The 21,034-nt window shown below is 67.9% G+C and carries 20 protein-coding genes; 13 read left to right on the top strand and 7 right to left on the bottom strand.

The annotated features are described in order from the left end of the window. Nucleotides 1–9 precede the first annotated feature (9 nt). Complete coding sequence (locus tag AB4879_RS15335; protein WP_370508241.1) at nucleotides 10–1,014, bottom strand: B12-binding domain-containing protein; 1,005 nt, start codon at nucleotides 1,012–1,014, stop codon at nucleotides 10–12. Then, nucleotides 1,002–2,252, bottom strand: a complete 1,251-nt coding sequence (locus tag AB4879_RS15330; protein WP_370508240.1) for a PP2C family protein-serine/threonine phosphatase — start codon at nucleotides 2,250–2,252, stop codon at nucleotides 1,002–1,004. Before AB4879_RS15330 ends, AB4879_RS15335 begins: the two co-directional genes overlap by 13 nt. A 146-nt stretch (nucleotides 2,253–2,398) precedes the next feature. On the opposite strand from AB4879_RS15330, the gene AB4879_RS15325 reads away from it, so the two are divergent. Continuing rightward, the gene (locus AB4879_RS15325; RefSeq protein ID WP_370508239.1) at nucleotides 2,399–2,755 is read left to right on the top strand and encodes an STAS domain-containing protein; all 357 of its coding nucleotides are present in this window, start codon (nucleotides 2,399–2,401) and stop codon (nucleotides 2,753–2,755) included. On the opposite strand, the gene fni is transcribed toward AB4879_RS15325, so the two are convergent. Then, complete coding sequence (gene fni, locus AB4879_RS15320) at nucleotides 2,739–3,800, bottom strand: type 2 isopentenyl-diphosphate Delta-isomerase (protein ID WP_370508336.1); 1,062 nt, start codon at nucleotides 3,798–3,800, stop codon at nucleotides 2,739–2,741. The two genes, AB4879_RS15325 and fni, sit on opposite strands and share 17 nt — an antisense overlap. 66 nt (nucleotides 3,801–3,866) lie before the next feature. Here fni and ftsY point away from each other — a divergent pair, with 66 nt between their 5' ends. The 6 genes from ftsY (at nucleotide 3,867) to AB4879_RS15290 (ending at nucleotide 12,373) form a co-directional block, all read left to right on the top strand. Continuing rightward, nucleotides 3,867–5,207, top strand: coding sequence for a signal recognition particle-docking protein FtsY (ftsY, locus tag AB4879_RS15315; RefSeq protein ID WP_370508238.1), 1,341 nt, complete (start codon nucleotides 3,867–3,869; stop codon nucleotides 5,205–5,207). A 176-nt stretch (nucleotides 5,208–5,383) separates the two neighbouring features. Then, nucleotides 5,384–6,739 carry an ammonium transporter gene (locus tag AB4879_RS15310; protein ID WP_370508335.1) on the top strand — a complete coding sequence of 452 codons (1,356 nt, stop codon included), beginning with the start codon at nucleotides 5,384–5,386 and terminating at the stop codon, nucleotides 6,737–6,739. 5 nt (nucleotides 6,740–6,744) lie between these two features. Further along, complete coding sequence (locus AB4879_RS15305; protein ID WP_036339085.1) at nucleotides 6,745–7,083, top strand: P-II family nitrogen regulator; 339 nt, start codon at nucleotides 6,745–6,747, stop codon at nucleotides 7,081–7,083. A gap of 73 nt (nucleotides 7,084–7,156) precedes the next feature. Next, complete coding sequence (locus AB4879_RS15300) at nucleotides 7,157–9,640, top strand: [protein-PII] uridylyltransferase (protein ID WP_370508236.1); 2,484 nt, start codon at nucleotides 7,157–7,159, stop codon at nucleotides 9,638–9,640. Nucleotides 9,641–9,735: 95 nt separating this feature from the next. Continuing rightward, nucleotides 9,736–11,301 (top strand): signal recognition particle protein, encoded by a 1,566-nt coding sequence (gene ffh, locus AB4879_RS15295; RefSeq protein ID WP_102806881.1) that lies wholly within the window; start codon nucleotides 9,736–9,738, stop codon nucleotides 11,299–11,301. A gap of 1 nt (nucleotide 11,302) precedes the next feature. After that, nucleotides 11,303–12,373: an amidohydrolase family protein gene (locus tag AB4879_RS15290; RefSeq protein WP_370508233.1), complete on the top strand. Its 1,071-nt coding sequence runs from the start codon at nucleotides 11,303–11,305 to the stop codon at nucleotides 12,371–12,373. Nucleotide 12,374: 1 nt separating this feature from the next. On the opposite strand, the gene AB4879_RS15285 is transcribed toward AB4879_RS15290, so the two are convergent. Next, complete coding sequence (locus AB4879_RS15285) at nucleotides 12,375–13,823, bottom strand: hypothetical protein (RefSeq protein ID WP_370508232.1); 1,449 nt, start codon at nucleotides 13,821–13,823, stop codon at nucleotides 12,375–12,377. A 157-nt stretch (nucleotides 13,824–13,980) separates the two neighbouring features. After that, nucleotides 13,981–14,823 carry a D-alanyl-D-alanine carboxypeptidase family protein gene (locus AB4879_RS15280; protein ID WP_370508231.1) on the bottom strand — a complete coding sequence of 281 codons (843 nt, stop codon included), beginning with the start codon at nucleotides 14,821–14,823 and terminating at the stop codon, nucleotides 13,981–13,983. A 211-nt stretch (nucleotides 14,824–15,034) separates the two neighbouring features. On the opposite strand from AB4879_RS15280, the gene AB4879_RS15275 reads away from it, so the two are divergent. Beyond that, entirely contained in the window at nucleotides 15,035–15,667 is a 633-nt protein-coding gene (locus AB4879_RS15275) for a DUF1942 domain-containing protein (RefSeq protein ID WP_102806977.1), read from the top strand. Between the two features lie 9 nt (nucleotides 15,668–15,676). Here the strand turns inward: AB4879_RS15275 and AB4879_RS15270 are convergent, their stop codons facing one another. Both AB4879_RS15270 and AB4879_RS15265 read right to left on the bottom strand, forming a co-directional pair. After that, nucleotides 15,677–16,552 carry a D-alanyl-D-alanine carboxypeptidase family protein gene (locus AB4879_RS15270; RefSeq protein WP_370508229.1) on the bottom strand — a complete coding sequence of 292 codons (876 nt, stop codon included), beginning with the start codon at nucleotides 16,550–16,552 and terminating at the stop codon, nucleotides 15,677–15,679. Nucleotides 16,553–16,576: 24 nt separating this feature from the next. Continuing rightward, nucleotides 16,577–18,211, bottom strand: a complete 1,635-nt coding sequence (locus AB4879_RS15265) for a sulfite reductase subunit alpha (RefSeq protein WP_370508228.1) — start codon at nucleotides 18,209–18,211, stop codon at nucleotides 16,577–16,579. 102 nt (nucleotides 18,212–18,313) lie between these two features. Between AB4879_RS15265 and AB4879_RS15260 the strand changes: the two genes are divergently transcribed. From AB4879_RS15260 to trmD, 5 genes are all read left to right on the top strand, one after another. After that, nucleotides 18,314–18,730, top strand: coding sequence for a nuclear transport factor 2 family protein (locus tag AB4879_RS15260; RefSeq protein ID WP_083116790.1), 417 nt, complete (start codon nucleotides 18,314–18,316; stop codon nucleotides 18,728–18,730). A gap of 183 nt (nucleotides 18,731–18,913) precedes the next feature. Further along, nucleotides 18,914–19,390, top strand: coding sequence for a 30S ribosomal protein S16 (gene rpsP, locus AB4879_RS15255; protein WP_102806875.1), 477 nt, complete (start codon nucleotides 18,914–18,916; stop codon nucleotides 19,388–19,390). Next, a complete protein-coding gene (locus tag AB4879_RS15250; protein WP_005148848.1) occupies nucleotides 19,387–19,629 on the top strand; it encodes an RNA-binding protein in 243 nt (80 codons plus the stop codon). Before rpsP ends, AB4879_RS15250 begins: the two co-directional genes overlap by 4 nt. A gap of 6 nt (nucleotides 19,630–19,635) precedes the next feature. Next, nucleotides 19,636–20,166: a ribosome maturation factor RimM gene (rimM, locus tag AB4879_RS15245; RefSeq protein WP_370508227.1), complete on the top strand. Its 531-nt coding sequence runs from the start codon at nucleotides 19,636–19,638 to the stop codon at nucleotides 20,164–20,166. An 11-nt stretch (nucleotides 20,167–20,177) separates the two neighbouring features. Continuing rightward, entirely contained in the window at nucleotides 20,178–20,900 is a 723-nt protein-coding gene (trmD, locus tag AB4879_RS15240; RefSeq protein ID WP_370508226.1) for a tRNA (guanosine(37)-N1)-methyltransferase TrmD, read from the top strand. Nucleotides 20,901–21,034: the final 134 nt, after the last annotated feature.

Here is a 21,034-nt window from a genome sequence, read left to right as displayed (position 1 = left end):
GTCTGCGGCTCAGCCGGATTCGATCATGAAGTGCGCGCGCACGAGCTCGCGCGCCAATGGGTAGTCGTCGAGGCTGTCGGCGAGCAGGTCTGCCAGCTCGGCCACTGACGCGGAGTCGGCGTCACGCGCCTGCAGTACGTCGTTGATCCACCACGCGGTCTCGGCGATCGGCCGCGGGTCACCGGTGAGCAGCGCCGCCGACAGTGCGTGCAGCGCCTGGTTCAACGTGTCGCGAGTCAGGTTGGCGAAGACGGTGTTCGGCGGCGATTCACGCGTCAGCGACCACCGTTCGCGCAGGAACTCGACAATCCGCCGGTGGTGGAGATCCAGTTGCGCCTGCTCGGCGCTCGCCGCCGGTGAAATCTCCGGTAGCACACCGGCAACCGTGGGCAGCCGGTCCATCGCTTCGACCGCGGCGTGCGCGTTCGGTGCCCACGCGGTGGCGCCCAGCGCCCGCGCCCGCACGTCGTCGTAACCGAATGCCGGGCCCCCGACCAACGTCGGCACCCCGGCCCCGGTGGCCGCCTCGATGAAACGGCGGGTGGTCGGCAAGGCGCCCAACACCGAGCAGCTGATGGCCACCGCGTCGTGCCCGTGGTCGGCGAGATGCTGGCTCAGGCGCATCGGCGAGGTCGCCGCGCCCAACACGGTGGTCTCCCAGCCATGCGCGCGCAACGCGCACCCGATGATCATGGCGGGCAGTTCATGGAACTCCCGCTCGGCACACGCGACCAGAACAGACCTGCCCCGCAACGGAATTGCGTTCACGTGCTCCGCGACGGCGCCGGTGGCGGCGACCGAGATCGCGGTGGCCGCGTGCTCGTCGGCGACGGACCATTCGGCGCGCTGCCACCGCATTCCGACCTCGCGCTGCGACGTGGCGATCACGTCGGTCAGTATCGTCAGGGGATCCACACCGTCAGTGAGCAATTGGGTGACAACGCCGGTGGCCTGCGCCCGGTTTCTGCTCGCCAACGCATGCTGGTAGTCGGCCAGCGCCGTCAGCTCCCGCACGTGACCGCCAGCAATGCCATGTCGTCGTGCGGATCACCGTCCAGGTACTCCAGGACGTCGCGTTCGACGGCTTCGCAGATCACCTCTCCGCCGGCGCCGGCGTAGGCGGGCAGCAATTCCAGCAACCGATGTACGCCATACAGACGCTCGTCGCGACGCGCCTCCTCGACGCCGTCGGTGAACATCAGCATGGTGTCGCCGCGCTCCAATCGCACTGCGGCAGTGTGATAGTGCACACCGAGCTTCACTCCGGCGGCGATCCCGGAGACCTCGATCTGTTCGATATCGCCGGTGGCCCGAACCACGATCGGGCCGGGGTGTCCGGCCGCGGCGATGTGCGCCTCGGCCCATTCACCGTCAGGTCTGCCCCGCACCCGCGCGCACAGTGTGGTCACGAACCGTCCCACCGCCTGCTCACACAGCACCGTGTTCAGCGTGTCCAGAACCCGATCGGGGCTGCGGTCGAAATGCGTGGAGGTGCGGATGGTTTGGCGGGCCTGCAGCGTGAGCGCCGCGGAATCCACCCCTTTGCCGCACACATCGCCGAGGGTGAGCACCACGTCGTCGCCGCTACCGACGACATCGTAGAAATCACCGCCGACCTCGAGATGCTCCACCGCAGGCCGATACCGCGCCGCAACCGAAAATCCGGTGGCCTGAGGAAGTTTCGGCGGCCGGAGGCTGCGCTGCAACGCCGCGGCCAATTGTCCGCGCTCTTCGTAGAGTCGAGCCGAATCCAGCGCGACAGCCGCGGTCGCGCCCAGCCGCTCGGCCTCCTCGATGGTCTCCTTGTCGAAGAGCCGCCCCGCCGTGCGGGCCAGCACGAACGCGCCCAATGTCGTGCCCCGGGCGGTCAGCGCCAGGGTCAGCACGTCAGCCGGACGCAGTGCGGCCAGTTCCTCGGCGAGGGCGCGGTGCCGCAGGCGGGTGCCGATCTCGGCGAGGGACATATCGTGACCGACGTGGCCATGGAGTCGCTGGCCGGTGCGCAGCACCTGATCCAGACCGCGCTCGGACGGCGACGACCGGGCGATCACATCGGTGAATCCGACGTTGGCCCCGCCGTAGACGGTCAGTCCACCGGTCCGGTGATCCGGCATGGCCAGTACCGCCCAGTCCGCCAGGCGTGGCTGGACCGCGCTCAGCAGATTCAGGACGGTGCGCCGCAGATTCAGCGATCCGTTCATCGCGGTCTCGACGTCGCGGTGCGCGACGTCGGGTGCGAACTGGTTTGCCATTGCCTCCACGCTAGCGGGGATCTTCGCCGCAGGGCCAGGCCTGGCCGTTAGAGGGAGCCGACGGCGTGAGCTAATCTGTTCGCCGAGGTTCAAGCAGCAGCCTTCCGATAGTTGTCGCCCGCCGGCCGGGCACCGATCGTCGAAGGGTGGCTTTGGACGCTTACGATTCCCGCCAGTACTGGCTGGGGAGAACCGCCGTCATCAGTGCTTCCGGGGCACTCGATCTGCTGACGTCGCCGCGTCTCGAGCAACTCGTCACCAGCACACTCGAGCAGCGCCCAGACGCTCTGATCGTGGACCTGACCGAGGTGAGCTTCCTCGGCTCGGCCGGCATGCAGGTGCTCGTCGACGCCTACGAGGCGGCATCTCCGGAGATCGGATTCGCGGTCGTCGCCGACGGGCCAGGCACCAGCAGGCCGCTGAAGCTGATCGGACTGACCGAGGTCTTCGACGTCGTCGCGTCCTTGCAGATCGCGGTCGACCGACTCAGCCGAGGCGCGTGAGGTCCAGGCGTTTCAGCGCGGAAAGATCATCCGCACCGCAGCCGTGCAGGCAGACGCGCAGCTCTTCGACGAAGCCGTGCAGCGCATCCAGCGCGGCGGCCGGTGACTCGATCGCGGGGGCCAACAACGGGCGGGCCAGGGCCACCACATCGGCGCCCAGCGCCAGTGCCGTCGCGGCATCGACCCCGGTGCGGATCCCGCCGGAGGCCACCAGCGGCATGCCCGGCAAGGCGGCCCGAACTTCGGTGAGCGCCTGTGCGGTTGGCACTCCCCATTCGGCGACGGCCGGGTAGCGCACCTCGCCGTAGCGCACGAGCTGTTCGACTCGGGCCCACGACGTGCCGCCGGCGCCGGCGACGTCGACCGCGGCGATCGGCAGGCCCCGCAGCCGCTCGGCGGCCGCAGCGCCGATCCCGTGGCCGACCTCCTTGACAAGGATCGGACAGGGCAGCGCCTCGGCCAGCCTGCGCAACCGGTCCAGCGACCCGCTGAAGTCGGTGTCGCCGTTGGCCTGCATCGCCTCCTGCAGCGGATTGGTGTGCACGGCCAGCGCGTCGGCGCCGATCCGGTCCAGTGCCGCGGCGATCTTGGGGATCGCGGATTCCGAGAGCTGAGCCAGGCCGATGTTGCCGACCAGCAGGACGTCGGGGGCGAGGTCGCGGACCTCGAAGCTGGCGGCTGTGACCTCATCGTCGAGCATGATGCGCTGTGAACCGAGCATCATGCCGATCCCGAGCTTCTGCGCGGCCTCGGCAAGATTGCGGTTGATGGTGCGGGACAGCTCGGCCCCGCCGGTCATCGCCCCGATCAGGACCGGCGCGCGCAGCTGCGCACCAAGAAAGCCGGTGCTGAGGTCGATGGTCCCGAGGTTGGTCTGGGTCAGGGCGTTATAGGGAAGCCGATAGCGCTCGAAGCCGGTGGTCACCGTCTCGTATTGCACCGGCCCGTGCAGGCAGGCGTCGATGTGGCGCAGCTTGCGGCTCGCCATACCCAAACCGATCCCCGGGTCGCTGCGCTCTCCCCGGCCGGATCCCGCGTCATCCATCGTCACGAGATACCCCGTACCCCAGGGGTGGCGCGGCCCATCGCCATGCCCTGAAACAATGGCACGGTGTCAGAGGGTCTCTGGATCGCTATCGCGGTCATCGCCGTCCTGCTCGTCGCTGCACTCATCATCGGTCTGGTCCGCTATCGGCGGCGCCAAATCAGTCTGCGCCGCAGCTCAGAGAGTCCCACACCAATTGACCGATCCGGCGGCTACAGCGCGTCGAGCGGCATTTCGTTCACACAATCGTCAGTAACGACAGCGCCCCCCAAAGCGCCGGTGACGCCGCCCACGATCGACACCACCGGATTGCCCGGGGTCGGTGACGATGCCGCGCTACCGCGAGACTCCATCAAGCGCCCGATCGAGGATGTGCGGCTGCCCGAACCGCCGGTGGCCGAACCGCCGGTCATCGAAGAGCCTGCCGTCGACGAGACCCCCGCGCCGGCAACGGTCACCCCGGCGGCCCCTGACCTCAGCGGCATCGCGCCCACGGAAGGCCGCCTCGAGCGCCTCCGCGGGCGGCTCGCCAAGTCACAGAACGCGCTGGGCCGCAGCATGCTCGGTCTGCTCGGCGGCGGCGATCTCGACGAGGAGTCCTGGGAAGAGGTCGAGGACACCCTGTTGATCGCCGACCTGGGCCCGGTGGTGACCGGCTCGGTGATCGAACAGTTGCGCAGCCGGCTGGCTGCCACCACCGTGCGCACCGAGGCCGACGCCCGCGCCGTGCTGCGCGACGTGCTGATCGCCGAGCTCAACCCGGGGCTGGACCGCTCGATCAAGGCACTGCCGCATGCCGACAAGCCGTCGGTGCTGTTGGTCGTCGGCGTCAACGGAACGGGCAAGACCACCACGGTGGGCAAGCTGGCCCGCGTCCTGGTCGCCGACGGGCGCCGGGTGGTCCTCGGCGCGGCCGACACGTTCCGCGCGGCGGCCGCCGATCAATTGCAGAGCTGGGCGTCGCGGGTCGGTGCCGAAGTCGTGCGCGGCCCGGAGGGCGCCGACCCGGCCTCGGTGGCCTTCGATTCGGTGGACAAAGGAATCGAAGCCGGCGCCGACGTCGTCGTCATCGACACCGCCGGGCGACTGCACACCAAAACCGGCCTGATGGACGAGCTCGGCAAGGTCAAGCGGGTGGTGAGCAAACGTGCGGCGGTCGACGAGGTGCTGCTGGTGCTCGACGCGACGATCGGCCAGAACGGTCTGGCGCAGGCCCGGGTCTTCGCCGAGGTCGTCGACATCACCGGGCTGGTGCTCACCAAACTCGACGGCACCGCCAAGGGCGGCATCGTCTTCCGCGTGCAGCAGGAGCTCGGGGTGCCGGTGAAGCTTGTCGGATTGGGCGAAGGCCCCGACGATCTCGCACCGTTCGAGCCGGCCGCGTTCGTCGACGCGCTGCTCGGATAGCCCGGAAATCGTTCTGAGCGGCGCGAATTGCGGGATGTAACACCCGCGAAACGCAGACTGCCGATCCGTTCACATGCGCGAAACACCTAGGCGTCTCCGCTGAAACAACCACTGCGCATTGTCTTGGCCTAGGTCAACGGTGCCTAACCGTGGCATGGGTGAAGGAGAAACTGCGAGTGGATGGATTCCCGGTGATGGGCGTGCCGGACACCGGCGACACAGCATGGATGCTAGCGAGCTCCGCGCTCGTCCTGCTGATGACGCCAGGCCTGGCCTTTTTCTACGGCGGCATGGTGCGTGCCAAGGGCGTGCTCAACATGATCATGATGAGCGTCAGTGCCATGGGTGTGGTCACGGTGCTGTGGGTGCTGTACGGCTACTCATTGGCATTCGGCAACGACAAGTTCAACCTGTTCGGTGACCCCAGCCAGTATTTCGGCCTCAAGGGGCTGATCGGCGGCACCTACCTGCAACTGAAGCCGGAGGATGCGGCCGTCTCGATCCCGCTGGCCGGAACCATTCCACAGGTCGTCTTCGTGGCCTTCCAGCTCATGTTCGCGATCATCACGGTCGCCCTGATCTCCGGTGCGGTCGCCGATCGCCTCAAGTTCGGCGGCTGGCTGGTGTTCGCGGGTCTGTGGGCCACCTTCGTGTACTTCCCGGTCGCGCACTGGGTGTTCGCCTTCGACGGCGTCACCGGTGAGACGGGCGGCTGGATTGCCAACAAGCTCAAGGCAATCGACTTCGCCGGTGGAACCGCGGTGCACATCAACTCCGGTACCGCGGGCCTGGTCCTGGCGATCATCCTGGGCAAGCGCCTGGGCTGGCCCGGCACCCCGATGCGGCCGCACAACCTGCCGTTCGTGATGCTCGGCGCCGGTCTGCTGTGGTTCGGTTGGTACGGCTTCAACGCGGGTTCCGCGGTGGGCTCCAACGGAATTGCCGGTGTCACCTTCATCACCACCACGGTCGCCACGGGCGCCGCCATGCTGGGCTGGCTGCTCACCGAGCGGATTCGTGACGGACACGCCACCACCCTCGGTGCGGCATCAGGCATCGTGGCCGGCCTGGTCGCGATCACCCCGTCCTGCTCGTCGGTGAATGTGGTTGGCGCGCTGGCGATCGGCGCGGGCGCGGGTATCGTCTGTGCCCTCGCGGTGGGCTTGAAGTACAAGCTGGGCTTCGACGACTCGCTCGACGTGGTCGGCGTGCACCTCGTCGGTGGTCTGTTCGGCACCCTGATGGTGGGCCTGGTGGCCACCGCGGAGGCGCCGGCGGCGGTTTCCGGCCTGTTCTACGGCGGTGGCTTCGATCAGTTGATCAAGCAGGCCATCGGTGCGTTCGCGGTTCTGGGGTACTCCGCCATCGGGACAGCTATCTTGGCCTTGATCGTGAAGTACACCATCGGACTGCGGCTTGATCGCGAGGAAGAGGCATCCGGTATCGACGAAGCCGAGCACGCGGAAACCGCGTACGACTTCGCGACCGCCGGCACCGGCTCGGTTCTCGGTCGTCACGGCGCGGAGGAATGAGGGAAATGAAGCTGATTACTGCGATCGTCAAGCCGTTCACGCTGGAAGACGTCAAGACCGGTCTGGAGCAGACGGGCATCCTCGGGATGACCGTCAGCGAGGTCCAGGGGTACGGACGTCAGAAGGGTCACACCGAGGTGTACCGGGGCGCGGAGTACTCCGTCGACTTCGTGCCCAAGGTGCGCGTGGAGGTCATTGTCGATGACTCCGCGGTCGACAAGGTCGTGGACGTCATCGTGCAGGCCGCACGAACCGGCAAAATCGGCGACGGCAAGGTGTGGGTCAGTCCGGTGGAGACCGTGGTTCGGGTCCGCACCGGTGAGCGTGGGTCCGACGCTCTCTGACGCAGACGTTGTGAGGTTCTTCGCGGCCGCACCGAATGAGCGTTAGTCGAGCGTCGGCCGTTGGAGGACTGAGATGACAAAGCAATCAAGAGATTCCGCCGCCGGCGCCTCCCGATGGGAGGCACCGGCGGCGGGTTCGTCGAAACCCGCGAAAGATCTGGCCGCCGCCAGCAAGCAACTGCTGGAAGGCGGCCAGCGCCACCTGGATTCGGCGGCATTGCGCGACGCGCTACTGGACCTGCACGAATTCTGGCTGACCACCAAGGCCACCGAGATCGGCATCACGGCCACCAGCGGGTTCGCCATCGTCGCCACCGGCGGGTTGGGCCGCCGCGAGTTCGTGCCGTACTCCGACCTCGACCTGATGCTTGTGCACGACAACATGCCCGCCGAGATCGTCACCCAGGTGGCCGAACTGCTGTGGTACCCCCTGTGGGACGCCAACATTCGTCTGGACCACAGTGTCCGCACGGTGCCCGAGGCCCTCGCGGTGGCCAACGAGGACATCTCGGCAGGGCTGGCCATGCTGGAGGCGCGACACATCGCCGGTGATGCCGAACTGTCCCAGCTGTTGATCGGCGGGGCGCGACGGCAATGGCGCACCGGAATCGCTTCCCGCTTCGAGGAACTCGTCGAGCTCACCCAGGCCCGCTGGCAGCGCAGCGGGCAGATCGCACATCGCGCCGAACCGGACCTCAAATGCGGTCGGGGTGGGCTGCGCGACGTTCAGCTGCTGAATGCGCTGGCGATCGCCCAGTTGGCGGACGTGTACCCGAGCCACTCGCTGGTGTCGCCGACCGGCTCACTCGGCGGTGCGCACCTGGCGCTGCTCAATGTGCGCACCGAACTTCACCGGTCGTCCAAGCGCGGCCGCGATCAGCTGCTGGCCCAGTTCGCCGACGAGATCGGCGCCGCCTTGCGCATCGGCGACCGTTTCGATCTTGCCCGGGTGCTCTCCGACGCGGCGCGCACCATCAGCTACTACGTCGACGCCGGGTTGCGCACCGCGGCCAATGCCCTTCCCAAGCGCGGTCTTTCGGTGCTGCGGCGGCCGGCCCGCCGTCCGCTGGACGAAGGGGTGGTGGAATTCGCCGGCGAGGTGATCCTGGCGCGTGACGCCCGTCCGGAACGCGATCCCGGTCTGATCCTGCGGGTGGCGGCGGCCTCGGCCACCACCGGACTGCCGATGTCGGCGTCGACGCTGAACAGGCTGGCCGCGTCGGCTCCCGAGCTGCGCACGCCGTGGCCGCGCGATGCGCTCAAGGACCTGCTGGTGCTGCTGGCCGCAGGCCCGACGACGGTGGCCACCATCGAGGCCCTCGACCGCACCGGTTTGTGGGGACGGTTGTTCCCGGAGTGGGGAGCGGTGCGCGACCTGCCGCCCCGCGACGTCGTCCACATCTGGACCGTCGATCGCCATCTCGTCGAGACGGTCTCGCGGGCAAGCACATTCACCACGCGGGTATCCCGCCCCGACCTGCTGGTGCTGGGCGCACTGCTGCACGACATCGGCAAGGGCCGCGGCGGGGACCACAGTGTGATCGGTGCCGAGCTGGCCGTGCAGGTCGGCACCCGGTTGGGCCTGTGGCCGTCCGACATCGACGTGCTGTCGGCGATCGTGCGCTACCACCTGCTGCTGCCGGACGTCGCGACGCGGCGGGACCTGCAGGATCCCAAGACCATCTCCGGTGTCATCGACGCGCTCGGTGGCGACCCGGTGCTGCTCGAGCTGCTCGATGCACTGGCCGAGGCGGATTCGCTGGCGACCGGGCCCGGGGTGTGGGGGGACTGGAAAGCTTCGCTGATCGGCGACCTGGTCCGGCGTTGCCGGTTGATGCTGGCCGGCGAGCCCCAGCCGCACGCGGATCCGATCGATCCGCATCATCTTTCACTGGCGGCTGACGGCGGCGTGCACGTCGAGATGACGCCGGGGGACAGTGTGCACACCTTCAACGTCGCGATGATCGCCCCGGACCGGCGCGGCTTGCTGTCGAAGGCGGCCGCGGTGCTGGCGCTCAACTCGCTGCGCGTGCATTCGGCGTCGGTGAACAGCACCGGCGGTGCGGCGATCAACACCTTCGTGGTGTCGCCGCGCTTCGGTGCCCCGCCTGCGGCAGAACTTCTCCGGCAGCAGTTCATCCTCGCGCTCAGCGGCGAGCTCGACGTGATGTCGGCGCTGGAGAAGCGTGACGCCGACGCCGCGCAGTACGGCACCGGCAGGGTGGGGGAGCACAAGCCGGCCGTGCCGATCAACGCGGTGCCGGCCCCGCCGCGCATCCTGTGGCACGACGGCAGCGGGGAGGGTCAGCTGATCGTCGAGATCCGCACCACCGACCGCACCGGGCTGCTCGCGACGCTCACCGGTGTGCTGGAGCGGACCGGCGCCGACATCGCCTGGGCCAAGATCACCACGCTGGGATCGTCGGTGGTCGACGCGTTCGGAATCTCGGTCCCGACGTCGCTATCGGTCGCCGAGGCCCGCGCGAAGCTGGAGAACGACCTCTACGCGGTACTTCCGACACCGCCGCCCGCCAAGCCGGCCGAGGTGGCCGGGTAGTCGTGCGCGAAACCGACACCATGGTCGTGGTTGGCGACGGGGGCGCGACCATGGCGTCGATCTCGGCGCCCGACCTCGCCCGCTAGGCTTACTGCGTGTTTGAATCCCTGTCCGACCGGTTGACCGGTGCGCTCTCGGGCCTGCGCGGCAAGGGTCGGCTGACTGACGCCGACATCGACGCCACCACTCGCGAGATCAGGCTGGCGCTGCTCGAGGCCGACGTTTCGCTGCCGGTCGTGCGTGCCTTCGTCAACCGCATCAAGGAGCGGGCGCGCGGCGCCGAGGTCTCCGGTGCGCTCAACCCCGCCCAGCAGGTCGTCAAGATCGTCAACGAGGAGCTCATCGGCATCCTCGGCGGGGAGACCCGTCAGCTGGCCTTCGCCAAGAACCCGCCGACCGTCATCATGCTGGCCGGCCTGCAGGGCGCCGGTAAGACCACGCTGGCCGGCAAGCTGGCCAAGTGGCTCAAGGGCCAGGGCCACACCCCGCTGCTGGTGGCCTGCGATCTGCAGCGCCCCGGCGCGGTCAACCAGCTCAAAATCGTCGGCGAGCGCGCCGGCGTCAACGTCTTCGCCCCCCATCCGGGCACCGCACCCGACGCCGCGGACACCGAGGGCGCCGGCCCCGGTGATCCGGTCGCCGTCGCCGCTGCCGGCCTGGCCGAGGCGCAGAGCAAGCACTTCGACGTCGTCGTCGTCGACACCGCGGGCCGGTTGGGCATCGACGAGGTGTTGATGGAGCAGGCCGCCGCCATCCGCGACGCCGTGCACCCCGACGAGACGCTGTTCGTCCTCGACGCGATGATCGGTCAGGACGCGGTGGCCACCGCCGAGGCGTTCGGGTCCGGTGTCGGGTTCACCGGCGTCGTGCTGACCAAGCTCGACGGCGACGCCCGCGGTGGTGCAGCCCTGTCGGTCCGCGAGGTGACCGGCGTGCCGATCCTGTTCGCGTCGACCGGTGAGAAGCTCGAGGACTTCGACGTCTTCCACCCCGACCGGATGGCCAGCCGGATCCTCGGCATGGGCGACGTGCTGAGCCTGATCGAGCAGGCCGAGCAGGTCTTCGATCAGCAGAAGGCCGAGGAAGCCGCCGCCAAGATCGGCTCCGGCGAGCTGACGCTCGAGGACTTCCTCGAGCAGATGCTGATGATCCGCAAGATGGGGCCGATCGGCAACCTGCTGGGCATGCTGCCCGGCGCGGGCCAGATGAAGGACGCGCTGGCCACCGTCGACGACAAACAACTCGACCGGCTGCAGGCGATCATCCGCGGCATGACGCCGCAGGAACGGGCCGACCCGAAGATCATCAACGCCTCGCGCCGACTGCGCATCGCCAATGGCTCCGGTGTCACGGTGTCCGAGGTCAACCAGCTCGTCGATCGCTTCTTCGAGGCGCGAAAGATGATGTCGCAGATGGCCGGTGCGATGGGCATGCCGTTCGGGCGTCGTTCATCGAAGAAATCGGCCAAGGGCAAGAACAAGCAGGCGGGCAAGAAGAAGGGCGGTCGGGGGCCGACGCCGCCGAAGCAGAATCCGTTGCTGGCCGGTGCCATGCCCGGTGGCTTCCCGGACCTGTCCGGAATGCCGGAGGGACTGAACGAATTGCCGCCCGGTCTGGCCGATTTCGATCTGTCCAAGCTGAAGTTCCCGGGCAAGAACTAGCGTGCCGGCTCTCCACGTTCGGGGCCGCGGTCTGCCCGACGGCGAGCTGGTGGAGTGGTGGATCGTCGACGGTGTCTTGCGCACCGAGCAGGTCGCCGATGCGGAGACAATTTTCGACGGTGGCTGGATCCTGCCCGGCTTGGTGGACGCGCACTGCCATGTCGGGCTGGGGGAGCACGGCGAGATTCCGCTGGACGAGGCGATCGCCCAAGCCGAGCGTGAACGCGAGGTCGGCGCGCTGTTGTTGCGCGACTGCGGATCTCCGACCGACACCCGCAGCCTCGACGATCACCACGACCTGCCACGGATCATCCGGGCCGGGCGACATCTGGCCCGCCCCAAGCGGTATTCGCGCGGCTTCGCCATCGAACTCGAGGACGAGTGGCAGCTGCCCGAGGCGTTGGCGGCTCAGGCCCGTGCCGGCGACGGGTGGGTCAAGCTGGTCGGCGACTGGATCGACCGCTCGGTGGGGGACCTGGCGCCGCTGTGGTCCGACGACGTGCTGCGCGCGGCGATCGCCGCCGTCCACGACGAGGGTGCGCGGGTCACGGCGCATGTGTTCAGCGAGGACGCGTTGCCCGGACTGATCGGTGCGGGCATCGACTGCATCGAGCACGGCACCGGGTTGACCGACGACACCATCGCGATGATGGTCGAGCACGGCACCGCGCTGGTGCCCACGTTGATCAACATCGAAAACTTCCCCGGATTCGCCGACGCCGCAAGCAAATACCCGACCTACGCCGCCCACATGCGCGACCTCTACGCCAGCTGCTACCCGAGGGTGGCCGCGGCCAGAGAAGCCGGCGTGCCGATCTATGCGGGCAGCGATGCCGGCAGCACGATCGTCCACGGCCGGATCGCCGACGAGGTCGACGCCCTCACCCGCATCGGGATGAACCCGACCGACGCGCTCGGCGCGGCGTGCTGGGATGCGCGCAGGTGGTTGGGCAGGCCGGTGCTCGACGACGGCGCGCCGGCGGACCTGGTGTGCTACACCGAGGATCCGCGCGGCAGCGCCGACATCTTGTCGAACCCCGACCGGGTGATCCTGCGCGGCCGGGTGTACTAGATCAGGCGGCGATGGCCGCGGCCGGGGCCGGGGCCTTGGACGCGACGATCACCCCGAAATCGCTTGACTGCCAAGACCACATGAAGCCGGCGATGGACACCGGTGCGCTGCCGGCGGCCAGGTTGCCGTCGTTCAGGTAGATCTTGCCGGTGCTGACATCCACTCCGGTCACGACCACCCAGTGGTTGGCCTCGGGTGCGGGCGTCTCGACGTCCTGACCGGACGCGTTGACGATCAGGCCGGCGTCGACGACGACGGCCACCGCCTTGCCTGCGGCCAACGCGGCTTCGACATCGCCGAGCGCGCGCTGGCCGTCGACCTGGGTGGCTTTGTTCGGGGCTTCGCCCGGCTCGGGGTCGTCGACGTAGGACTTGTAGGTGGCGTCGATTCCGTACTTCTTCAGCAGCGCAACGCCGTCGTAGTTGTAGAGGCCGATGAATCCGGTCTCGGCCCGGGTGCCCACGTACATCGGCTTCGTCGGGTCAACTGTGCTGGGCGTGGCCTTGCCGATCGCGATCATCTCCTGCTCGGTGAACTGTGGGCCGCCGAGCTGAGCGATGATGGCGGCATCGGCGAGCAGCACACACGAATTGTCGACGTCCTGGGTCTGCCAGTACTGCGCCTGATCGGCGGGGGTCCCGTACTTCCCGGTGCCGGAAATCTTGACGACGATGTCTTTTTCGATGGTGTCGGGCTTGGCCACCCCCAGTGCGACCGCCATCGAGTGCAGCGCCAGCTGCAGCTGGCCGAGCAGGCCCGGCAGCCTGGCGGCGGCACCGTTGCTCACGCTGACCGTGAACTCGTCGGTGATGCCGGGCGTAATCAGTTCGTCGCGCGCGACGTAGGTGTACTGCCCGGTCTTGGGATCGAGGGTGACCGTGCCGTACTTGGGTTGTTCGGTGACGGTGTAGGTCGGATCGAATCCGTTGTTGCTGCTGCCGTTGACGGCGCCGTCGACCTGTTTCTTCGGGCCCGCTTGGGCGCCCTGCGTGGGCGACGCGGTCGGCGCCTTGTTGAAGAACGTGTAGTCGATCTGGCGGGCGATGTCGCTCAGTACCGACTGGACAGTCGGAATCTTCGGTGTGGCAGACGCTTTGGGTGTCGCATCGGTGGTCGTCACCAGCGACAGGGATGGCTTGGAATCCGTTGGCGTCGCCAGGCCCTGCGCTGACGGCGATGTCACGGCGCCACCGCCGGCCGTCACCTTCGGTGACGGCTTACCGATCGCCCGGCGTGAGGAGCCCGTCGACTGATGCTTGTTCGCCGCGCTGGTGGAGGTGTCCGACGCCGAATGTGACGTCGACCCGGACGATCCGGTGTCTGCATATGCCACCGCGGTGCCGGCCACCATCGCAGCGCCGAGACCCGCGGTGAGGGTTCCCGCCGCCAGCCAGGCAGCGAATTTGTGTGCGGCTCTGCGCCTGCGCGTCTGACCCGTGCTGTAGTCCATCAACGATCCCCGTCCCGACATTCAACGCTGATAAGGATGGCCGACATGTGCCGACCTGAGAGTAGAGCTAATTAGCTCGAGTGGTCGTCAATTCGGGAATATTGCTGAATTGTTGATCTTTCCGTTGTCAAGCGGATAGCGCCGCGTTTGCGGTGGTTCACGCGGGGTAGTGACTGAAGCCCCAGTCGAGCAGTTGCGCGGCTTGGTTCCACAGGTCGTCGTCGCCGTACATCTCCACGACGATCAGCCGGTGCCCGCCCCGCTGCGCCATTCCGACATAGGTTTCGCGGGCCAGATCGGTGTAGCCGCTCTTGCCGCCGATGAAGCCGGCGTAGGTGCGCAGCAGGCGATCCTGGTTCTTGATCTCCCGGTAGCCCGACCGGCCGGGGAATAGTGCCGAGGTTTGGTGGACGATCTGCACAAACAAGGGGTACCGCAACGCTTCCCGATAGATCAGCGCCAGGTCGTGCGGTGAGGTCACCGACTCCCAGCCCGGCCCGTCCAACCCCGACGGCGATCCGGCCCTCGTGCTGCGGGCGCCCAGTTGATAGGCCTTGGCATTCATCTTCTGCACTGCCGCCTGCTGACCGCCGAGCATGTCGGCCAGCAGATTGGCGGCGTCGTTGCCCGACACCAGCAGCAGGCCGTCGAGCAGTTGGCGTGCGGTGTAGATCTGGCCGGGCACCAGCCCGACGCACGAACATTCGACTTGCGTGTTGGCCGCCGTCGCCCGGATCGCGGCATTGGGCGCCAACTGGTCGAGCACGACCATCGCCAGCAGCGGCTTGATGGTGCTCGCCGGCGCGTGCGCGCTGTAGGGTTCGCGGCTGCCCAGGATCTGGCCGGTGTCGAGGTCGGCGACCAACCAGGCTCGCGCCGGACCCTCGGGGGGAGCGGTCACCGCGCCGGCCGGCTGCGGGGTGGGTGCGGCCGCGGCGGGCGCCACCAGCACCAGGGACATGGCGATGCCCAATATCGCGACGAATGGGCGGGCCGGCATGAGTGCCCACGCTAACCAGACTGCGCCTCGGCAACGACGCGGGCGAGTCTCGAATGTATTGCGATGGGGTGCGACAGGTTTAGCGTGCGGCGACCAGGGTCGTGATGATCGCCCAGATGCCGGCTAAAGGGAGTGCTGTTAGGTAGGTCACAGTAAAGTATTCGGCACACCATTGCCAGGGATGTTGGCACCGATCAGCTGGGGAGAGACTGTGAAGATCGCGAAAATGGCCGGGGTGGCCGCCACTGTTGTCACGTTGGGCCTTGCCGGCGTCTGCGCCGCACCGGCGTGGGCGACGGACAGCGTGCGGGTGTTCGGTGAGCAGGAAACCTTGAACGGACCCAACGGGCTGCCCTACATCGGCTACGCCGTGGGCAAGCTCAGGCCCAGTTCGGATCCGGTGCCACACAATGGCACGTTGTATTCGGCCAAGCTGACGATCGACGGGTTTGGGGGCAGTTACCCGCCGTTCATCGAGCGATTCGGTGCCCGGGCCGAGTCCGGCGATTTCTACCCCTCTATCTGGGGTGCGTCGAATGCCGGAAAGCTCTACTTCGACGTCGTGGGCGACATCCCGAACAGCGTTGTCTTCAACGACGGCACCCGCGACCTCCTGGCCTGGGTGCCGGGTGACCCGGGCAGCACCGCGGCGCCTGTCGTCGTGCCGGATTCCGACGAGAATTTCCAGGTCGCGCCGGATAACCAAGCACCCGCCGGTGCCCCGCCGTCGGGGGACAACTCCGCGATTGTGGCGACCCCGAACGACCTGGCCCCGGCGCCGTACCAGATCACCGAAGGTGAGGCCGCTCAGCCCGGGTTCAATGCGGGTGGCGGACACCGCTAGCCGGACGAACTACAGCGCGGCGACGCTCTCGGACGGGTTCTGGGCGAAGCCCCAATCCAGCAGTGCCGCCGCCTGATCCCAGTAGGTCGGGCCACCTTCGTGGATCAGCCCGTACATCATGGCGATCACCAGCCGGCGGCCGCCGCGGTCTGCGGCGCCGACGAACGTCTTTCGGGCTGCGTCGGTGAAGCCGGTTTTGCCGCCGATCGCACCGGGATAGCGGGCCAGCAGTTCGTCCTGATTCACCAGCGGCTTGTCCCCGATCTCGCCGGGGAACATCGCGACCGGCTGGGCGGTGATCTGTGCAAACACCGGATTGGCCATCGCGGCGCGGAAGATCGCGGCAAGGTCATGCGGAGTGGTCCAGCCCGGGCCGCCCGCTCCGTCCAGGCCGGACGGCGTGGTCGCGTGGGTGTTGGTCGCCCCGATCGCCACGGCCTTGGCGTTCATCTTGTCGACCGCCGCCTGGTAGCCGCCGAGCATGTCGGCCAGGGTGTTGGCGGCGTCGTTGCCCGACACCAGCAACAGCCCGTCGAGCAGCTGACGGGCGGTGTAGCTACGACCGGGCCGCACACCGGCGCAGTTGCATTCGACGAGGGTGTCGGAGTTGTTGGCCACCACCGTCGCATTCAGATCGGGCAGCTCGTCCAGCGCGGTGAGGGCCAGCAGTGTCTTGATCGTGCTGGCCGGCGGGTGCGCGGCGTACATGTCACGGCCGGCCAGCACCTGGCCGGTGTCCATGTCGGCGATGATCCACGCGGGCGCGGGTCCATCGGGGATCGGCACCGAGCCCGGTGGCTGATCGATGGTGTCCGCGTTGGCAATCCCTGCCGTCGCCGTCAACACGGTGAGCGCCGTGGTCAGGCTCGCGAGAAGTCTGCGCATGGGCCCTGAGCCTAACCCGCTCGGTCAGTAGACGTCGCGTACGTACCGGTGGGCTTTGATCAGTTCGTTCACGTAGGAGTGCGCGGCGGCGGCGTCCATGTCACCGGCCTCGGCGACGATCTCGTGCAGGGCGGCGTCGACGTCCTTGGCCATCCGCTCGGCGTCCCCGCACACATACAGGTGCGCTCCGCTGTCGAGCCACCCGAACAGCTCCCGCGCGTTGTCCTTCATGCGGTGCTGGACGTAGGTTTTCGGCCCGGCACTCTCGCGCGAGAAGGCCAGATCCAGTCGGGTCAGTGCACCGGATTCGTGGAATCGCGTGAGCTCGTCGCCATAGAGGAAATCGGTGTGCCGCCGCCGGTCGCCGAAGAACAGCCACGATCTGCCCGGCGCAGCGGTCGCCTGGCGTTCGTGCAGGAACGCGCGGAACGGTGCGATGCCGGTTCCCGGTCCGACCATGATGATCGGTACATCCGGGGCGGGTAGCCGGAAATTGTGGTTGGGCCGCAGGTGAATTCGCACGGACTGCCGACCGGAGACTCTGTCGGCCAGAAAGGTGGAGGCGACGCCTCCGCGGGCTCGGCCGCGACAGTGGTAACGCACGGTCGCCACCGTCAGATGCAGCCGATCCGGATGGACCAGGGGACTCGAGGCGATCGAGTAGTCGCGAAACTGTAAGGGCCGCAACGATTCCAGTACCTCGTCGACCGACAGTTCGGTGAGATGTAGCAGGTCGAGCACGTCGCGGCCGTACAACCAGGACGACACCACCGCAGGGTCGGGGGAGCGCAGCGCCGCCGCGGCCTCGGTGTCGCCGGTACGGGCCGCGACCAGCGCCTGCAACGCCCGTGACGGAGAGCAGATGTCGAGGTGGCCCGCGAGCAGTTCGCCGAGCGGCTGATCGCTGCCCGCGGCGACGTAGGCGCCGTCGACTCCGAGTTGGGCCAGCACGGCCTCGACGAGCGCGGGATTGTTGACCGGATGCACGGCCACCGAATCGCCGGCCTGATAGGTGATTCCGGAATCCGCGAGGTCCAACTCGATGTGGCGGACCTCCTTGTCGGACTCCGGTGCCGTCAGCGGCCGGTTCACCAGGGCGGTCGAGGTGAAGGGATTCGCGTCGGTCCACGGGCTGGCTTCGTGACGGCGGTGCGGTGCCGCCTTCGGGGCGGTGGGTTCTGCTGCGGCGGGTGCGGCGGCGGCCGCCTCGATGAGGATCTTGGCGATGTCGGCGATCCACTCGCGGGCGTCGCCCTCCCGGTAGCAGTCGTATTCGGCGCGCGCGGCCAGCGCATGGGCACCCAGTTCGGCGAGGCGGGCATCGATGATCCGGCCGGCGTTGCAGAACATTTCGTAAGAGCTGTCGCCCAGCGCCAGGACCGCGTATCCCAGCCCGTCGAGCCGGGCGTCGGATGCCGCCAGCTCCTCCCAGAACACGGTGCCGTTGTCGGGGACCTCGCCCTCACCGAACGTCGAGGCCACCACGATCATGTGGGTCGCGGCCCGGACCTCGTCAAGAGCCACCTCGTTGAGCTCGGTCTCGGTGGCGTCGATCCCGGCGTCTTTGATCGCGTCGGCGAGTTGCATGGCGATGTACTCGGCGGTGCCCATGTCGCTGGCGTAGCCGATGATCACCGAGAAACCGGGTCGCTCCAGCACACCTGCTCCGATCTGATTTGGTTAGGCAAACCTTAGTAGAAAGTGTCCCGCAGGTGTGGACCACGCCCGCCGCGCCCGCCGATCAGGTGTTGAATCACGCGCATGCTGAGCCTTGAAGAGATGTCGGATCGGATGGAGATCCAGCAGCTGCTGGTCGACTACTCGACGGCGATCGACAGCCGCCGCTTCGACGACCTCGATCGTGTTTTCACCCCGGACGCCCACATCGACTACACCGAACTCGGCGGGATCGCGGGCACCTTTCCCGACGTCAAAGCCTGGCTGGCCGAGGTGCTGCCCAATTTTCCGGCCTATTTCCACATGCTCGGAAACTTCGACATCCGGCTCGACGGCGACACCGCGACATCGCGGACGATCCTGTTCAACCCGATGGCGCTCGGCGACGACGGCCAGATCATGTTCTGCGGGCTCTGGTACGACGACGCGTTCGTGCGTACCCCCGACGGCTGGCGGATGACACGGCGCGTCGAGCAGAAATGCATCCAGAAGATCGTCTGATCCGGCCGGAGCCAGGTCGCGCGATTAACACCTGACCAGGGCCGTCTGGCACAATCGGTGGCTGTCCGACCGCGGCTTCCGTTATGGATGGGCCGCCGGCTGGTCACGCACGCGAGGCAAAACCGGATCCGGCAATTCCGCCGGCATCGCTGAATTGCAGCGTGATACCCACAGGAGTAGTTCATGGCTGTCAAGATCAAGCTCACCCGGCTTGGCAAGATCCGCAACCCCCAGTACCGCATCGCTGTCGCCGACGCGCGCACCCGCCGCGACGGCCGCTCGATCGAGGTCATCGGCCGCTACCACCCGAAGGAAGAGCCGAGCCTGATCGAGATCGATTCCGAGCGCGCTCAGTACTGGCTGTCTGTTGGCGCCCAGCCCACCGAGCCGGTTCTCAACCTGCTGAAGATCACGGGTGACTGGCAGAAGTTCAAGGGTCTGCCCGGTGCCGAGGGCACGCTGAAGGTCAAGGAGCCCAAGCCCAGCAAGCTGGACCTGTTCAACGCCGCGCTGGCCGAGGCCGACGGCGCCCCCGGTGGCGAGGCCACCCAGGCCAAGAAGAAGAAGGCCCCGGCCAAGAAGGCCGACGCCGCTGAGGCCGAGCCCGCCGCTGAGCCGGTCGCCGAGGCTGCCGAGTCCACTGAGGCCGCCGCAGAATGAGTTCGGTCGTCGTCGACGCCGTGGAGCATCTGGTCCGCGGGATCGTCGACAATCCTGACGATGTCCGCGTCGACATGGTCACCAACCGGCGGGGACGCACGGTTGAGGTCCACGTCCACCCCGAGGACCTCGGCAAGGTGATCGGCCGTGGCGGTCGCACCGCGACCGCGTTGCGCACCCTGGTCGCCGGTATCGGCGGCCGGGGTATCCGCGTCGACGTGGTGGACACCGACCAGTAGCTGACGATGGAACTCGTCGCCGGGCGGGTGGCCAAGGCTCACGGCATCACCGGGGAACTGGTGGTCGATGTCCGCACCGACGACCCCGAAGAGCGGTTCGCAGTCGGAAACCGGTTGCGGCTGCGGCCATCTCGCGGTGAGGGCGGTCAAGACGTGGTCGTCGAGTCGGTCCGGCCGCACGGCGGTCGACTGCTCGTGCGGCTGCGCGGGGTGTCCGACCGCAATGCGGCCGACGCATTGCGCGGCCACCTGTTCGTCGTCGACTCCGCCGAACTTCCTCCCATCGATGATCCCGACGAGTTCTACGACCATCAGCTCGAAGGGCTGACGGTGCGGACCGTCGACGGCCGCGTCGTCGGCTCGATCAGTGAAGTGCTGCACACCGCGGGCGCGGAACTGCTGGCGGTGCGCGGAGCCGACGGAACCGAAGTGCTGGTGCCGTTCGTCGGAGCGATCGTCGTGTCGGTGTCGCTGGCCGACGGGATCGTCGAAATCGACCCTCCCGACGGCCTTTTGGATCTGGACGGCCTGGAATAGGGTGCGCGCCCGTGCGGATTGACGTCATCTCGATCTTCCCCGAGTACCTCGACCCGGTACGACAGTCGTTGCCCGGCAAGGCGATCGAGTCCGGCATCGTGGACTTCGCCGTGCACGATCTGCGTCGTTGGACCCACGACGTGCACCACTCGGTGGACGACGCCCCGTACGGCGGCGGCCCCGGCATGGTGATGAAGGCCCCGGTCTGGGGTGAGGCACTCGACGAGATCTGCACCGAGGACACAGTTCTCGTGATCCCGACCCCGGCGGGACGGCTGTTCACCCAGAACGACGCCCAAGCCTGGACGGCGGAGCGGCATCTGGTGTTCGCCTGTGGCCGTTACGAAGGCATCGACCAGCGGGTCGCCGAGGACGCGCGGCGGCGAATACGGGTCGAGGAGGTCTCGATCGGGGACTACGTGCTGGCCGGTGGTGAGGTCGCGGCGCTGGTGATGATCGAGGCGGTGGTCCGGCTGCTACCCAACGTGATGGGCAATCCGCGCTCGCACCAGGACGATTCGCACTCGCCGGAAAAAGACGGTCTGCTCGAAGGCCCGAGCTACACCCGTCCGCCGACCTGGCGTGAGCTACCGGTCCCGGAGGTACTGCTCTCCGGGGACCACGGCAAGGTCGCGGCGTGGCGCCACGAACAGGCGCTGCAGCGGACGCGGGAGCGTCGCCCGGACCTGCTCGGTGGTTCGGCGGGCAGAAGCGAAGCGACCCGGGATCGGTGACTGAGAGCACGGCGCGGCGCAGGTTACCGAAGCTCGCGGCAGGGTATTGAGAACAGCGTGAATCGTCCATCCACCGGCGCTCCGCCAGCACCGGCGGCTGCGCAGGTGACGGGCCGGCAGCGCAACTTCGTCTT

It is taken from the genome of Mycobacterium sp. SA01 (assembly GCF_041287105.1).
Classification (GTDB): domain Bacteria; phylum Actinomycetota; class Actinomycetes; order Mycobacteriales; family Mycobacteriaceae; genus Mycobacterium.
The sequence above is the reverse complement of the archived record's forward strand: the minus strand, read 5'-3'. Positions and strand labels throughout refer to the sequence as shown.